This is a genomic window from Prochlorococcus marinus str. MIT 9312, from assembly GCF_000012645.1.
In the GTDB taxonomy this organism is placed as follows: domain Bacteria; phylum Cyanobacteriota; class Cyanobacteriia; order PCC-6307; family Cyanobiaceae; genus Prochlorococcus_A; species Prochlorococcus_A marinus_L.
Genome location: NC_007577.1, coordinates 800,281 through 816,452, shown reverse-complemented (window position 1 = coordinate 816,452; position 16,172 = coordinate 800,281). Strand labels below are relative to the sequence as shown.

At 29.5% G+C, this 16,172-nt stretch carries 18 protein-coding genes; 8 read left to right on the top strand and 10 right to left on the bottom strand.

The window, feature by feature from the left end; all coding sequences use genetic code 11:
- Positions 1-1,386 carry a pyridoxal phosphate-dependent decarboxylase family protein gene (locus tag PMT9312_RS04515; RefSeq protein WP_011376438.1) on the bottom strand — a complete coding sequence of 462 codons (1,386 nt, stop codon included), beginning with the start codon at positions 1,384-1,386 and terminating at the stop codon, positions 1-3.
- 43 nt (positions 1,387-1,429) lie between these two features.
- Between PMT9312_RS04515 and PMT9312_RS04510 the strand changes: the two genes are divergently transcribed.
- Positions 1,430-1,945 (top strand): nucleoside deaminase, encoded by a 516-nt coding sequence (locus PMT9312_RS04510; protein ID WP_011376437.1) that lies wholly within the window; start codon positions 1,430-1,432, stop codon positions 1,943-1,945.
- Here PMT9312_RS04510 and PMT9312_RS04505 read toward each other — a convergent pair.
- Complete coding sequence (locus PMT9312_RS04505) at positions 1,920-3,104, bottom strand: pyridoxal-phosphate-dependent aminotransferase family protein (protein ID WP_011376436.1); 1,185 nt, start codon at positions 3,102-3,104, stop codon at positions 1,920-1,922. The genes PMT9312_RS04510 and PMT9312_RS04505 overlap by 26 nt on opposite strands.
- Before the next feature lie 213 nt (positions 3,105-3,317).
- On the opposite strand from PMT9312_RS04505, the gene glnA reads away from it, so the two are divergent.
- From glnA to PMT9312_RS04490, 3 genes are all read left to right on the top strand, one after another.
- Positions 3,318-4,739 (top strand): type I glutamate--ammonia ligase, encoded by a 1,422-nt coding sequence (gene glnA / locus PMT9312_RS04500; RefSeq protein WP_011376435.1) that lies wholly within the window; start codon positions 3,318-3,320, stop codon positions 4,737-4,739.
- A 101-nt stretch (positions 4,740-4,840) separates the two neighbouring features.
- Positions 4,841-5,896, top strand: a complete 1,056-nt coding sequence (locus tag PMT9312_RS04495) for a class I SAM-dependent methyltransferase (RefSeq protein WP_011376434.1) — start codon at positions 4,841-4,843, stop codon at positions 5,894-5,896.
- Between the two features lie 12 nt (positions 5,897-5,908).
- Positions 5,909-6,172, top strand: coding sequence for a DUF6439 family protein (locus PMT9312_RS04490; RefSeq protein ID WP_011376433.1), 264 nt, complete (start codon positions 5,909-5,911; stop codon positions 6,170-6,172).
- On the opposite strand, the gene PMT9312_RS04485 is transcribed toward PMT9312_RS04490, so the two are convergent.
- Entirely contained in the window at positions 6,151-6,585 is a 435-nt protein-coding gene (locus PMT9312_RS04485; RefSeq protein ID WP_011376432.1) for an ATP-binding protein, read from the bottom strand. The genes PMT9312_RS04490 and PMT9312_RS04485 overlap by 22 nt on opposite strands.
- A 49-nt stretch (positions 6,586-6,634) precedes the next feature.
- Positions 6,635-7,354, bottom strand: coding sequence for a GUN4 domain-containing protein (locus PMT9312_RS04480; protein ID WP_011376431.1), 720 nt, complete (start codon positions 7,352-7,354; stop codon positions 6,635-6,637).
- Between the two features lie 34 nt (positions 7,355-7,388).
- Here PMT9312_RS04480 and mnmH point away from each other — a divergent pair, with 34 nt between their 5' ends.
- Genes mnmH through PMT9312_RS04465 form a run of 3 tightly spaced genes read left to right on the top strand, consistent with a single transcriptional unit; the run spans position 7,389 to position 9,902 of the window.
- A complete protein-coding gene (mnmH, locus tag PMT9312_RS04475; protein ID WP_011376430.1) occupies positions 7,389-8,432 on the top strand; it encodes a tRNA 2-selenouridine(34) synthase MnmH in 1,044 nt (347 codons plus the stop codon).
- A gap of 59 nt (positions 8,433-8,491) precedes the next feature.
- On the top strand, positions 8,492-8,845 hold the full coding sequence (psb28, locus tag PMT9312_RS04470; RefSeq protein ID WP_011376429.1) for a photosystem II reaction center protein Psb28: 354 nt from the start codon (positions 8,492-8,494) through the stop codon (positions 8,843-8,845).
- A gap of 13 nt (positions 8,846-8,858) precedes the next feature.
- Complete coding sequence (locus PMT9312_RS04465; RefSeq protein WP_011376428.1) at positions 8,859-9,902, top strand: AI-2E family transporter; 1,044 nt, start codon at positions 8,859-8,861, stop codon at positions 9,900-9,902.
- A 204-nt stretch (positions 9,903-10,106) separates the two neighbouring features.
- On the opposite strand, the gene secF is transcribed toward PMT9312_RS04465, so the two are convergent.
- The 6 genes from secF to rsmA all read right to left on the bottom strand — a co-directional run bounded on the left by secF (position 10,107) and on the right by rsmA (position 15,778).
- Positions 10,107-11,021 (bottom strand): protein translocase subunit SecF, encoded by a 915-nt coding sequence (gene secF, locus PMT9312_RS04460; protein ID WP_011376426.1) that lies wholly within the window; start codon positions 11,019-11,021, stop codon positions 10,107-10,109.
- 22 nt (positions 11,022-11,043) lie between these two features.
- On the bottom strand, positions 11,044-12,513 hold the full coding sequence (gene secD / locus PMT9312_RS04455) for a protein translocase subunit SecD (RefSeq protein WP_011376425.1): 1,470 nt from the start codon (positions 12,511-12,513) through the stop codon (positions 11,044-11,046).
- Positions 12,514-12,516: 3 nt separating this feature from the next.
- Positions 12,517-13,500, bottom strand: a complete 984-nt coding sequence (locus PMT9312_RS04450) for a pyruvate dehydrogenase complex E1 component subunit beta (RefSeq protein ID WP_011376424.1) — start codon at positions 13,498-13,500, stop codon at positions 12,517-12,519.
- 179 nt (positions 13,501-13,679) lie between these two features.
- A complete protein-coding gene (locus PMT9312_RS04445) occupies positions 13,680-13,982 on the bottom strand; it encodes a DUF3082 domain-containing protein (RefSeq protein ID WP_011376423.1) in 303 nt (100 codons plus the stop codon).
- A 25-nt stretch (positions 13,983-14,007) separates the two neighbouring features.
- Positions 14,008-14,943: a 4-(cytidine 5'-diphospho)-2-C-methyl-D-erythritol kinase gene (gene ispE, locus PMT9312_RS04440; protein WP_011376422.1), complete on the bottom strand. Its 936-nt coding sequence runs from the start codon at positions 14,941-14,943 to the stop codon at positions 14,008-14,010.
- Between the two features lie 4 nt (positions 14,944-14,947).
- The gene (gene rsmA, locus PMT9312_RS04435; RefSeq protein ID WP_011376421.1) at positions 14,948-15,778 is read right to left on the bottom strand and encodes a 16S rRNA (adenine(1518)-N(6)/adenine(1519)-N(6))-dimethyltransferase RsmA; all 831 of its coding nucleotides are present in this window, start codon (positions 15,776-15,778) and stop codon (positions 14,948-14,950) included.
- A gap of 56 nt (positions 15,779-15,834) precedes the next feature.
- Here rsmA and PMT9312_RS04430 point away from each other — a divergent pair, with 56 nt between their 5' ends.
- The gene (locus PMT9312_RS04430) at positions 15,835-16,167 is read left to right on the top strand and encodes a hypothetical protein (RefSeq protein ID WP_011376420.1); all 333 of its coding nucleotides are present in this window, start codon (positions 15,835-15,837) and stop codon (positions 16,165-16,167) included.
- The last annotated feature ends 5 nt before the right edge of the window (positions 16,168-16,172 follow it).

The following is a 16,172-nucleotide window of genomic DNA, read 5'->3' as shown; positions in this document are numbered from 1 at the left end:
TTAAGCATGTAGAATTTTCAAAAGTTCTTCAATATGAGATACATTAGTATTGTAATTACCCATGACAACTCTTAAATAATATTTACCTTTAAATTTTGGTCTAGAAAGCATAAAATTATTTTTCATTAGTTCATTAACTTTAGTTTGAGTCCAGAAATTTGTGTCTTTTGTAGTAAGTCCCTTTGGTAAGAAAGAAATAATATGTAGAGGTCCTGAATATATTTCAAACTTATTTTTATTAATATTTTTTATAAAAAAGTCTTTTCTATTAATTGATGAGTTTAATATATCTTCCATTCCTTTTAAACCTAAAGATCTTAATCCAAGCCAAAGTTTTATAACTTCTGCAGGTCTAGAACCTTGAATACCTAATTCTCCTCTGTTTATAATGTTTTCCTTAGATGATATGTATGGAAGTCCAGTCGAAAAGGTCTTTTCCAAAGTACGCATGTTTGATACCAATAACAGAGAGGAAGTCTTTGTAATGCCAATTATTTTTTGGGGATTTATTGTTATGGAATTAGCCTGATTAATATTATTTAAACCTTCTATTGGAATAGAAGTTACTCCAAAAATCCCACCAATAGAGCCATCGATATGTAGCCAAATATTTCTTTCTTTGCATATATCACTTATATCCTTAATAGGATCAATTGCTCCTCTTACAGTTGTTCCTAATGTGGCAACAATAGCAAAGATTTTTTTATTATTTATTAAACATTGATCTAAGGAATTTTTTAGATTATCTATATCCATACAACCTTTATTGTCAGTTTTAATCTTTACTAGATTTGTATCATTAAGACCCATAATTCTTGTGCATTTAATGAAGGAAGAATGAGCATCTTCACTTACAAGTAATACAGAATTAGGATCTGAACCTAATCCAGCATTATGTCTAGCTGCTATAAGTGCATTCAAATTACTTAAAGTACCTCCGCTAGCTGCTATGCCTCCTGAAGAATCATTAAAGCCTATTTTTTTAGCAAACCATTTGCATAATGACTCCTCAAGTAAAGTAACACTTGGAGATAACTCGTAAGCAAGAAGATTATTATTTAAACCAGCAGCAATTAAATCTCCTAAAATAGAAAAAATCAAAGGTGGGGGATCAAGATGAGCTAGAGAACCCGGATGAACGGGATTAAATGAATTATTCAAAAGGGATTGAATCTCAGAAAACAAATCTTCTGTAGAATTACCAAGCTCATCAGGCATAAAGCACTTGAAATTCTCATCAAAGGTTAATGGACCATCTTTCTCGGAATTAGAGAACCAGTCACAAAGAATTTGAGTTGCTCTATTGAGGAGAGTAATGAAGTTATCGTTAGTCCCTAAATACGAAGGGAAGTATATATCTTTTTTATTAATTAAATCTTCAGTCATCAGATAAGATATCTATTAATAAGTCTATTCTGAATATTGTTAAATGAGGAATATTTTTGAAAATGGAAATAGTAATAATGATCTAAATAGAGGAAGAAAGAATTTAAATTACATTAAATGGATGAATTCTATATTAAGAAGATCAGAAGAAATTGGAAAAGTTGAGCTGCCAATCTCTTCAATAATTTTAGATGAAAGAGGAAGATGTATTGGAAGAGGGGTTAACAGGAGAAGTGTAAATAAAGACCCATTAGGTCATGCTGAAATAATGGCATTAAGGCAGGCATCTCTAATAAAAAATGATTGGAGGTTTAATGAATGTATTACTATCACAAATTTAGAACCATGTACCATGTGTGCATCGGCGCTTATTCAAGCGAGGATGGGTAAAGTTGTTTTTGGTGCTTACGATAAGAAAAGAGGTGGATTGGGAGGATCAATTGACTTATCAAAGCATAAAAGTTCTCATCACAAGATGGAAATTGTAGGGGGTATCTTAGAAGAAGAATGCAGTCAAATTTTACAATTATGGTTTAAAAAGTTGAGGACTCAAAAATAGAATATTTCTTTAACTCAGTATCAAATAGGTTTAATAATCTGTCGACATTCTCTTCACTTGAGTTAAAGCCCATTAATCCTATACGCCATACCTTACCTGACAATTCTCCAAGTCCATTTCCTATTTCTATTCCAAAGTTTCTTAAAAGATGATTTCTAAAACCATCTCCATCAACTGCTGGTGGAATCTTAACTGTTGTAAGAGTTGGCAATCGATAATCCTTTGATACATGTAATTCCATGCCTAAACTTTCTAAACCATTCCACAGTTTCCTTGCATTAGTATTATGCCTATTCCAAACATTCTCTAAACCTTCATTTGCAATTAATCGTAAACCCTCTCTAATAGCAAAATTCATATTTACAGGGGCGGTATGATGGTAAACACGATCTGAACCCCAATATTTATTTAAAAGAGATAAATCTAAATACCAGTTAGGGACTTTTGTTTTTCTTGAACTTAGTTTTTCTTCAGCTCTCTCATTCATTGTAAAAGGACTTAATCCAGGCGGGCAACTTAATCCTTTCTGGCTACAACTATACGCTAAATCTATTTTCCATTCATCTATCAATAGTTCTAAAGCGCCAAGGGAAGTAACTGCGTCAACTAAAAACAAGGAGTTATTTTTTCTACATACATCACCAATTCCATCAAGAGGTTGTAAAACCCCACTAGAGGTTTCAGCATGAACAATAGCAAATATAGCTGGTTTTTTAGTCTCTATTTCATACTTGATTTCTTCATAAGAAAAAGATTCACCCCAAGGTTTTTCCATAACAGATACTTCTGCTTTATATCTAGTAGCCATATCAACAAGTCTGTCTCCAAAATATCCTTTTTTAGCGATAAGAATTGTTTCTCCTTCCTCTATAAAATTCGCTATTGAAGCTTCCATAGCTGCACTTCCAGTACCACTCATTGGGAGAGTAAGACGATTATTGCATTGCCAGGTATATCGTAGAAGTTTTTGAACATCAGACATTAATGAAATATATGCTTCATCTAAATGACCGATTGGATTTAGGGAAAGAGCGTTTAAAACTTCTGGATGTGCGTTTGAAGGACCAGGACCTAATAAAAGTCTAGAGGGAACATAAGTCTTTGAGAAATGAGATAAATTCTCTTCATTTAAAGCAGAAATAAGTTTTGCCTCTGTCAAAGCATTACATTCAATTACTTTTAAATTAAACTAATATCGCCACATAAGCGAGATTTATTTAAAGAAATTCATTCAATTTAAATATTTAGGTAAACAATTATTAAACTTATGACTTGAAACACTGAAAGAAGTCATCTAGTCTTAAAAAAAGTTACCGTTGATACATAACAAGAATCATCAAGTTATTAATTTCATATAAGGTATTAAAAAATTATGTCTAAATCTCCTCAAGATGTTTTAAGTCAAATTAAAGACGAAGGAATTGAACTCATCGATTTAAAATTCACAGATATTCATGGAAAATGGCAACATTTAACACTTACATCAGACATGATAGAAGAGGATTCTTTTACTGAAGGCTTAGCGTTTGATGGGTCATCAATAAGAGGTTGGAAAGCAATTAATGCATCTGATATGTCAATGGTGCCTGATTCAAGTACAGCTTGGATCGATCCTTTTTATAAACATAAAACATTAAGTATGATTTGCTCTATTCAAGAGCCAAGAAGCGGTGAGCCTTATGATAGATGTCCAAGGGCTTTAGCTCAAAAGGCATTAAAATATTTAGACTCTACTGGCATAGCAGATACTGCATTTTTTGGACCTGAGCCAGAATTCTTTTTATTTGATGATGTTAGATATGACTCTAAAGAAGGAGGTTGTTTTTATAGTGTAGATACTATTGAAGCACCATGGAATACAGGGAGAATAGAAGAAGGTGGGAACTTAGGATACAAAATACAATATAAAGAAGGATATTTTCCAGTAGCTCCAAATGATACTGCGCAAGATATCAGATCTGAGATGCTTCTTCTTATGGGTGAATTAGGTATCCCTACAGAAAAACATCACCATGAAGTTGCTGGTGCCGGCCAACACGAGCTTGGAATGAAATTTGATTCTTTAATAAAAGCTGCTGATAACGTTATGACGTATAAATACGTGGTTAGAAACGTAGCTAAAAAATATGGGAAAACTGCAACATTTATGCCTAAGCCTGTATTTAACGATAATGGGACTGGAATGCATGTTCACCAAAGTTTATGGAAGAGTGGACAGCCACTATTCTTTGGTGAAAGTGCCTATGCAAATTTATCCCAAACAGCTAGATGGTATATCGGAGGAATACTTAAACATGCCCCTTCATTCCTAGCGTTTACTAATCCAACAACAAATAGTTATAAAAGATTGGTTCCAGGATTTGAAGCACCTGTAAATCTAGTTTATTCTGAGGGTAATAGATCGGCTGCAGTAAGAATACCTTTAACTGGTCCAAGTCCAAAAGCTAAAAGATTAGAATTTAGATCAGGTGACGCACTTGCTAACCCATATTTAGCTTTCTCTGTAATGATGCTCGCTGGTATTGATGGGATCAAAAATCAAATAGATCCTGGTGATGGTGTAGATGTTGATTTATTCGAACTTCCTGCAGAAGAACTTGCAAAAATTGATACAGTACCTTCATCTCTTAATGATTCACTTAATGCACTCAAAGCAGACAAGGATTATCTATTAGCTGGTGGAGTATTTACAGAAGATTTTATTGATAACTTTATCGATATAAAATACGAAGAGGTACAACAATTAAGACAGAGGCCTCATCCACATGAATTCTTTATGTATTACGATGCATAATTAAAAAATCTTTTCTATAAAATAAGTCAATTTGAGAAATATCACAAAATATTCTCAAATTGATTTTTTTTTTGTTGGAATATATATATATATATTTAAAAATGGCTAGGGAATCTATCTCAAAAATTGCATATAAAACGCTCCAACAGAGTAAAAGTATAGCTGGATTTGCCCATAAGCAAATCAGTTCAAGGTTAATGAATTTTATTCTTCCCGATTCAAAGCTTGATAATTTTGATATAGATAAGGATCTTCTATTACAAATCCAAAAATCAATGGATAGCTTAAGAGAGGAAGATTGGAATGACGCTGAAAATAATATTTATCCAAAAAAATTATTGTTTGATGAACCATGGTTAAGATATTTAACTCAATATCCTAAAATTTGGCTAGATATGCCTAATACATGGGATAGACGCAGAAAACAAAATTTTGATGATCTTCCTAAATCTGTTGAAAAAGATAATTATCCACAGTATTACTTGAGGAATTTTCATCATCAAACAGATGGTTATTTATCTGATTTTTCAGCTAGTATTTACGACTTACAAGTAGAGATACTTTTTAATGGAAGTGCTGACTCAATGAGGAGGAGAATAATTAAACCAATAAAAGAAGGTCTTGTAAATTTTAGTAATAGAAAGAAAAGTTCTATAAAAATACTTGATGTGGCTACAGGTTCTGGAAGGACATTAAAACAATTAAGGGTAGCATTCCCTAAAGAAAAAATTACAGGAATAGATCTATCTGATTCATACCTAAAAGAGGCAAGCAGATATATTTCAGATTTAGATGGGGATTTAATTGAATTAATAAAAGGTAATGCTGAAGAATTACCATTTGAAAATAATAGTTTTCAATGCATTTCCTGTGTTTATTTATTTCATGAATTACCAAGAGCAATTAGAGCTAAAGTATTAAATGAATTTTTCAGAGTTCTTGAACCTGGAGGAACATTAGTATTAGCTGATTCGATTCAAATAAGCGATTCTCCTGACTTTACATCCATAATGGAAAACTTTTATAAATCTTTTCATGAGCCTTTTTATTGTGATTACATAAAAGAGGATATAAATTCTAAAATTGAAGAAGTAGGGTTTAAAAATGTGAATTCAAATTCCTTTTTCATGACTAAGGTATGGTCTGCTGTAAAGTAAATTAAAACTTTTATGACATATTGGGACAAAGATACTATTAAGCTTGTACAAAGTCTTAATTGTAAGTTAAAAATTGATCATTCAAAATGGCATAAAGATAAAGGGAATAAATATAAAAGATCTGCAGAACTTATTTCTGCGGGGTTATGCCAATTAATTATTTCTTGTAATGATAAAGAAACTATTGAGTATATGGAAGAAAGTATTAAATGGTTAAAAGAAATTAATGTCGATCAGCCTTGTCCGAGTAAAAATCATCTTTTTAAAGCCAACTGAAGCCTGTTCCCTTTACTACTCCATCTAATGTCATCAAAACATTCATTAATAATATATAAACCACGGCCATTTACACTGTTTGTTTTTATTGGTAATTTGTAGTTTCTATTATTTTTTTCTAAACCATTCCCTCGGTCTTGAATTTGCCAAACACACCAATTAGGAGTGATTATTCTTCTTACTCTAATACTTTTTGAGGAATCTAATTTATTTCCATGTTTTACTGCATTAACAAGAGCTTCATGTAAGCCAAGTTTGATGAGATAAGTTGATTGAGATTTATTTATTGGTTCTAATAATTGATCAACAAATTCATTTAATTGTAATGAGGATTCAAATTCATAATTTGACCAATTTATTTTTGGCCTCTTAAAAAGTTTTATTAAAATATTTTTGCCCTGAAATAAGGACATAATAATATTTTGAAACTAACTTAATTTTATCTTATTAAATACAACAATTTCAAAGTATATTATTATGTCTCTCAGCTATAGCAGGATGCCTCAGTATTGAATCCATAAGTCTAACCCCTCTTAGCTGATTTATTAAAGGCATATGTCCATCAGGAGCCTTCAGTGACCAACAAAAAGATTTAGGATATCTTGTCCATAAACCCTCTTTTTTCCAGCCTATTTTAGGCCACAACAATTCATACTTTATTCCTACTGATTTTAAAATCTTTGCTTGAATTGAAAAGCCAAATCTTCCAGTAGAATAAATAGTCCATAATCTATCAATTGTTTTAAGATCTTTTCCAGACATATTCTTAACCTCACTGTAGAAAACATATCCACGTTTTTCAGCTAATTTTCCTGCCAACTGTCGCAGGTAAGAACTTGTTAATCTATCTGCCTCTTCAAATTTTTGCTCAACTAACATCAATTGCAAATATTCATAATTAATATCAACATCTGAATAAGTATTAAACCAATTATTGAATTTAGTGTTTTCAAAGAAATTAGGTTTATATTTTTTTAAAACTTGCAATAACCAACCAGCGGCCCAATCATCTCCATCACTATCAAAGATTTCAAACAATGTAGGTCCAATTTTAAAAATATTTTCGACTTCAGATTCGATTTGAGTTAACAAATTTATTCTTTTTCTTTGATTAGAATCTACAAATGTTTTAATAAAATCTAATGTAGCATTACTATAGTTATCTTGTTCTTTGTTAGTCATTTTAAATAAATTAACCTAAAAATAAAAACTATCCATGTATTTCAAAAGAAAAGAACTAGAGAAATTTAGAAGTTTTAAAGGACCTCTTATAGATGTTAGGAGCCCGAGTGAATATTATAAAGGACATATGCCTAATTCTATTAACATTCCATTATTTAATAATGATGAGAGATCAATTATTGGTACAATTTATAAAAAAGAGGGTAGAAAAAAAGCAGTAATAGAGGGATTAAAATTTTTTGAAAAAAAAATGGAATTTCTTCTTGATAATTTATTTTTGAATATTGATTCATATAAAACTATTCCTGATATCAATAATAATGAATTATTTATCAGAATATATTGCTCTAGAGGAGGAATGCGGTCACAAAGTATTTCTTGGTTACTAGAAAAATATAAATTAAATCCAATAACACTTAAGGGAGGATACAAAACATACAGGAAATGGATATTAGATTGTTTCTCAAAAAAGTGGAATATTATAATTATTGGTGGGAAAACAGGTTCTGGGAAAACAAGGTTATTGTCATTACTAGAGAAATATAAATATCAAACTATAGATCTTGAAGGATTTGCTTGTCATAGAGGAAGCACATTTGGTGGTTTAGGAATGAGAGAACAACCTACAAACGAACAATTTGAAAATAAAATAGCAGAAAAATTATATTCCTTTCAAACTATTAATAATATTTTTGTAGAAGCAGAAAGTGCGAATATTGGTAAATGCAAAATACCTCATGAATTCTTTAATCAGATGAAAAAATCAAGGAGGATTGAGATATTAAGGAGCGAATCAAACAGATTAGATGAGTTAATTAATACTTATAGTGTATTTAAAAAAGAGGAACTCAAGGACTCTGTACAAAGGATTAAAAAAAGATTAGGTCCTCAAAGAACAAAAATAGCTCTTGAATCAATAGATGAGGAGAAATGGGATTTAGTATGTAGATCAGTTTTAGATTATTACGATAGGTGTTATGAATATGAAAAGGTTGGCAAAGAAAATATAACGTTATTAGATTTAACTGATAAGAATTATGATGAAAAAATCATAGAGTTATTAAATAATATTTTATAAAATATTTGCAAACGAAAGTAAAAAATATTTCTTAAAATAAAAATTATTAATGAAAACTTATGACAGCAAATAAAACTGCAAAAATACAATTTTATGAAGGAACCGATGAACCTGTAGTTCCTGAAATAAGGCTGACTAGGAGTAAAGATGGTACAAGTGGCCAAGCATTATTTCAGTTCGAGAAACCTCAGGCACTATCTTCAATTACAGACGGGGAAATCACAGGTATGCGTATGATAGATGCTGAAGGTGAAATATTAACCAGAGAAGTTAAGGTTAAGTTTGTTGATGGAGAACCCATATTCTTAGAAGCTGTTTATATTTGGAAGAGCACTTCAGACTTTGATAGATTTATGAGATTTGCAAATAGTTATGCAAAATCAAATGGATTAGGATATTCTGAGAAGAAGTAGAAAACTATCTAATTTGAGTAGCACATTATATTTTAAGTTAGCAGTTATTATAATCACATCTATAATAATTTGGCTTCTTAGAGATTTCCTACTCCTAATAATTTGCTCTTTAGTAATTTCAAATATTGTATGTAATTTATGTAATCAAATACAAAAAGGGTTGAAAATTCCCAGACCCTTATCTTTATTTTTTGTACTAACAGTTATATCGGTAATAGTCTTTACAATTTTTATTCTTGTTTTACCTCCATTTGTAAAAGAATTCAATGAAATATTAGTTGATATTCCAAATGGTTTATCTAAAATAAATATTTTACTTAATACAAATCTGAATAAATTGAATAGCCTATTTTATGGCGAAGAATCAGAAAATGTTATAGAAATATTTAATCTTATTAATAATGTAGTAGCCATTCCAGATGCTGCAACTATCGCTAAAGCTATCCAAGAAAGTTTTAAGAACTTAATTAATTTGGCGGGGAATCTGGGCTCAGGTCTTTTAAAACTGATCTTCGTATTAGTAGTCAGTTTGATGATTTCTATTGAACCAAAACAATATAAGGAAAATATACTTCTACTTATACCAAAAAATTATCGTAATAAATTTAGAAATATTCTGGATAAATGCAATATTGCATTAGCAAACTGGACCTTTTCTATGGTCGTAAGCTCATTATCAGTAGGTTTATTATCATTAATAGTTTTGTCTATATTAGATGTCAAATATGTTGTCTCAAATGCTTTAATAGCAATGGTTCTTAATATCATTCCGAATATAGGTCCAGTTATTAGTGGTATATTTCCAATCTCAATTGCACTACTAGATAATTTCTGGAAACCACTAGCCGTTTTAGGAGCCTATGTAATCATTCAAAATATTGAAAGCTATATAATAATGCCATCCATAATGAAGAAAAAAGCAAACCTACTTCCTGGGTTAACCTTAATATCACAATTTGGATTTACCTTCATTTTTGGTCCATTAGGGTTAATATTATCTCTACCTCTTGCTGTTGTAATCCAAGTTTTAATTAAAGAATCAATTAATGATATTTAAAAATTACTTATTTAATTTTTTATATAAATATGGATAGGAGAAAAGTATAAAGAAAGCCAAAGGATGTTTAGCCAAAGCAAAGTACAGGGAATTAAAAGTAAAATGATCAAATAATATTCTTAGCTCAGTAGAAAGATCTATTAAAACTAAAGAAAGTAAAATTATTAAATAGTAATTCAATTTCATAAAGTTATAAGGAAAAGCTTAATCTTTAAGCAACAAAGATGGAGCCAATAAAATACTTGAATAACTTCCAACAATAATTCCTAATGATAAGGCCAAAGAAAACCAAAACAGCGAGTAAGATCCAAACAAAATTATGCTTAATAAAGGGATAAGGGTTGTAATACTGGTAAAAGTTGTTCTCCTAAATGATTCGTTTACTGATAATTGAATAGTTTCGTTATAGCCTTCTTCCTTTGATTTTAAATTCTCACGAATTCTATCAAAAATAACAACAGTATCATTTACAGAATAACCAGCAATAGTTAACAAGGACACCGCAAATAAACTATTTACCTCGACAGATAATATAATTCCCAACCAAGAGAATATACCGAAAACAATTAATAAATCATGAAATAAAGCTAATAATGCAAATAATGCATATTTTTTATCAAACCTAATAGTTATATATAAAGATATTGCAAATAAAGAAACTAACAATGAAGTAACACAATTGGTAAGTAGTCTTTTCCCAAGCTTTGGACCTATTAATCTTGAATCCTTACTCTCATAATTTAGAGGCCCAATAATATTATCAAGATTAGTAATTAGATTATTTGATTCTTCGATACTCAAATAAGGTGTTCTTATTGAAATTAATTTATTATTATTTTGGAATTGTAATTTAATATTATTTATAAAGTTTTTATTACTAGAGATCACTCTTAAATTATCTAAAACAAAATCAGGGGAAAGATTAGAACATTCTTCTTCACAAACTCTTTCTATTCTTAGTTCATTTCCCCCAACAAAATCCATCCCTAAATTTATAGGTTTCCTATAAGAAGTATTAAAAGTTGAAAATAAAATTCCTAAAAGACTGAACAAAATAAGAAAAGTTGAAAAACTAATTATCTTTCTTTTATTTTTTATTAGTTCAAGATTGTAATTCATTGGAAAATTAGAAACAAAAAATTTAATTTGAAAAATTATTCTTGGGTAGATAGAGATTTTTTTGTCTTAAAGATTGATAAGTTGTAAAAAATCGCAAAATAGTTTTAGAACAATTTAATGAGGTAAACAAGCTTATTAGAACTCCAATACCTAATGTTGCCGCAAAACCTTTAACAAAATTTGTTCCTAATAAAAACAATACAAAACAACTTAGAAGAGTTGTAATATGACCATCAACTATGGATGAATTAGCTCTCTGAAAACCGCTATCAATAGATCTTGTAAGAGTATTGCCATCATATAATTCTTCTCTAATTCTCTCAAATATTAAAATATTTGCATCAACAGCCATACCAATGCTAAGTATAAGCCCAGATATTCCAGGTAAAGTCAAAGTTACAGGAATTAAAGAATATAGGGCTAAGTTAAAGAAACCATAAAGTACTAGAGATAGAACTGAAACGAAACCTAGAATTCTATAATTAAAAATCATAAATATACCAACAAAAATTAATCCACTAATAGCTGCATAAAGACTTTTTAAAATATTTTTGGATCCCAATAGAGCCCCTATAGTGTTAGTTTCTACTATTTCAATTGGCAATGGCAATGAGCCTCCTTTAAGTTGAACTTCTAATTCTCTAGCATTTTCAGCGCTAAAATTACCGCTTATTGTTGCCGATCCACCTGTAATCCCAGTACTAGCGAACTGATTACCAACACTGGCTTCACTTATTGATTCACCATCTAAAATGATAGCCAATAGTTGATTAGTGCCAGCGATTGACTTTGTGATTTCTGCAAACTTTTCACCTCCTGAATTACTAAAAGTCAATAAAACTTCCCAATTATTATTTGTTTGTTCTTGTCTCCTTCCTGCGTTAATAAGATCCTTACCAGATAAATCTGTTTTAATAAATAAATTTGTAATTTCTTTATCAACATATTTTTTGATTTCAATTAACTTCCCATATAAATCATTATTAGTAGATGAGTAATTCAATTCTTGCTCTATTTCTTTAAGATTATCTTGAATAACTTTTAAGAAATTATCATCATTTTGATTTTTTTCTGCAAAGGAATATTGTTCAATTAATTCTTTAATACTAAATCTCTGTAGTTGCAGTGATTTTAAATCTGTAGATGTTCCTTCTTTTTGGGTTCTAAATTCTAATAAAGCAGTCTTACCTAATACCCTTGAAGCAACTAATGGATTTTGTTCACCTGGTAATTCTAAAATCAATTGATCTCCACCGAGGGTTTGCAAATTAGACTCAGAAACTCCTAAATTGTTAACGCGCTTATCTATAACCGAATTAACTGCTTCAAGTTCATCCCTTGTTACCTTACCTTCCTCTTTAATAATTTGTAGTGTAAGTTGAGAACCCCCTTGTAAATCCAATCCCAACTGTAAGGGATAATTTATTAATAGATAAACAGATAAAGTAAGTAGAAATAAAATAAAAAAAAGCCAACCTTGCCTTCTTTTCATTGTCTATATACTCCCACTAATTAACTGTTCAACTTTTTCAACTATTTGATGTGGTTGGATTATTGTCAAATTCTCAAGATTTCCATTATAAGGAGTTGGAATATCCTGACTAGATAATCTAATTGGTCGGGCATCAAGATCATCAAAACACTCTTCTGTTATCAAGGCAATTAATTCTGCACCAATACCTCCAGTCTTCATACATTCTTCAACAATAATTACTTTATTTGTTTTTCTTATTGATTTTGAGATGGTTTCGATATCAAATGGTTTTAAACTTATTAAATCTATTAACTCAACATCTATTCCTTTTTTTTCTAATTCTTCAACAGCTTTAAGACAGTGATGTCTCATTCTTGAATAAGTCAATAAAGTAATATCTTTCCCTTCTTTTACAACGTCAGCCTGATCTAAAGCGCAAGTATAATCACCCTCAGGTAATTCTTCAGACAAATTGTATAGAAGAACATGTTCGAAAAATAGAACTGGATTATCATCTCTTATAGCTGCTTTCATTAAACCTTTAGCATTTGTGGGTGTACTACATGCCACAATCTTTATGCCAGGAACTGCATGAAAATATGCTTCAAGTCTTTGACTGTGCTCAGCACCAAGTTGACGACCAACTCCTCCAGGTCCTCGAACTACTGCTGGTATTTTATAATTTCCGCCACTAGTATATCTAAGCATACCCATATTATTTGATATCTGATTAAAAGCTAAAAGCAAAAAACCCATATTCATTCCTTCTACTATTGGTCTTAAGCCAGTCATTGCTGCACCCACAGCCATGCCTGTAAAACTATTCTCTGCAATTGGAGTATCTAAGACTCTTAACTCTCCATATTTTTCATATAAATCTTTAGTTACCTTATAAGATCCTCCATATTGACCAACATCTTCCCCCATAACGCAAACATTTACATCATTTGCCATTTCTTCATCAATTGCCTCTTTCAAAGCATTAAATAATAATGTTCCAGCCACAATTAATTACCTAATTAATCACACATATAATCCTACCACTTTGAATAATTCAACCTCCTTCAGCGAAGGTTATGAGTAGTAATATTGATAAAATCATTCCAGGTGACAGCAAAAGGACTAAAAGGCCTAAGTCATGTAAAGACATTCAAAGAAAGTGTTTTCTTAATAATATTGGCAATTCAATTTTTCTTCAGAAAAAAACTGCGAATAAATACAATAAAAAGTCCTATACCTATAAAAGCAAAAGAGAAAGTTAGCAAAAAAGATAATCCAATTATTAAGGTATTAATACTAGAAGAAATATTTTGGACGATTTCAGAAGAATTAGATGGTTTATGTACTGAAAAATAAATTGCAATTTTATTACTTAAAAAATAAAAAAATATAAATAATAAAAAACTTGTTAATGATCCTACAATAAAATTTAATGGTCCTTTTTCGGGAATGTTTTTTTCAATATTCTCATTACTATTATCAGCCACAATAGAATTTTGTATAAAAAAATTTTTAAATGAATGTTATTCCCTTTTCAAGGAAAGTGCAAACCCATGAATCGTAACCTTTATTTCTAAACAATTTATAATTCGCAGTTAATTCTTTTTTAGCAGTCTCTATATCTTTAAAGAGTGCAAAGCATGTAGGACCTGATCCACTCATTGAAAATGTGAGACAATTTTCTAATTTAGAAAGTAAATATAATGCCTGCTTTACAGAATCATTTTCATTTTCAACAACTAACTGCAAATCATTTTTAATAGATAAATGTTGATTATCAAGATTTAAGTTATTTAAACCATTTTCTCTTAAATTTTTTCTTATGTTCTCAATCATTTCTCTATCAGTAAGGTATTGATGACAAAATCTATTACTATATTTTTTATAAGTTTCAGCTGTAGATACTGATACATTTGGATTTTTTAAAAGAATTACTCCATATTCAAAGTTTGAATCTAATTTCTCCAAAACTTCTCCTCTTCCAAAACATAATTGAATACCACCATTTATAAAAAAGGGAATATCAGATCCTAAAGTTGATGCTAATGAACATAATGCTTCTTGACCTAAGTTCAAATCCCATAACTTATTAAGACCAATTAATGTTGCTGCTGAATTACTGGATCCACCAGCTAATCCTGCGCCAATTGGAATATTTTTTCTTAAAAATATATTCGCACCGTAATCTATATTTGATTTTTTCCTTAATAGATTTGCCGATTTAACAATTAAGTTATCATCAGATAAGCTTAAATCATTACAATCAGACTCAAGTTTAATTAAACCTTCATTATTAATTTCAAATTCTAAATAATCAGAAAGATCGATATTTTGCATAATCATTGCTAACTCATGAAATCCATCCTCTCTCTTACCAATAACTTCAAGGTGCAAATTTATTTTGGCAGGAGATTTTATATTAATTTTCGTTTTAGCTAAATCTTGCATATACTTAAATTTTTTTTTTAATTTTAATACAATTTTCTGCAAGCTTAATCCATTGGTGAATTGAAATATCTTGTGGTCTTAAATTAAAACAAACTTTTGAAGATTCAGATAATTCATTTATCTCTTCATTTGAAAGTATTGAATTAAGAGTATTTCTAAGCATTTTTCTTCTTGAATTAAATGAAATTCGAAGAAGTTTATCTATATATTTTTCTAGACTAATATCTAATCTTAAATCATTTTTAATTGGTTCGAAAACTACTAAAGAAGAAAAAACTTTTGGAGGCGGACTAAATGATGAAGGCGGAACATCACATATTCTTTTTATTTTTGATAAAAGTTGTATTCTTATACTAAGCGCACCAGCATTGGGACTACCTTCTTTTGACAAAATCCTATCTACAACATCTTTCTGCATTAAAAATATTATTTTTTCGTAATTATAGTTTCTTATAATGCCCAATCGACCTATGAAAATATCCAATATTGGGCCAGTTATATTGTAAGGAATATTTGCAATCACTTTTGTAATCTTCTTATTAATCGAATCTAAATTTACAGAAAGAATATCTCCCTGCTGCAGTGAAAACTTATCATTATTATTGAATTTATCATTTAATAAATTTATTAAATCTTTATCTAACTCAATTGCATGTAATTTTTTAATTTCTGAATCTAACAACTTAGAGGTTAAAGCTCCTTTACCAGGACCAATTTCTAAAATAAAGTCATTTTCATTAAGAACAGCAATTTCTTTAATTTTTTCTAATATTTTTTTATTTACCAACCAGTGTTGTCCAAATCTTTTTTTTTGATGATAGTTTTTAGAATTCATCTAAAAGATAAATAATATGTTTAAATTAAATATGAATTTATTTAATACTTTATATCATGAGCTTATCAAAAAAAAATTTAGATAAACTCAATAAATTTAAAAAAAAGAAAGATTTAAATAACGAAAGTAAAAATATAAATAATTACACAAATATAACTAATAATGATAATTTAATCACCAATCCACTTAATTCAGAAGATCCCAATAAAATTTTTTATTCGTTAATTGATAATTCAGAATCTTTAGAAGAGACTTCAAACGTTAATAATTCACTAAGAAAAAGTGAGATTAATCAATTTAATGTGAATTCCAAAAAAGATAATTTTTCCAAGAAATTAACAACCGAAGAGGAACTATATGATGAATTTAATTATCTTCTTGATGAATAATTAGT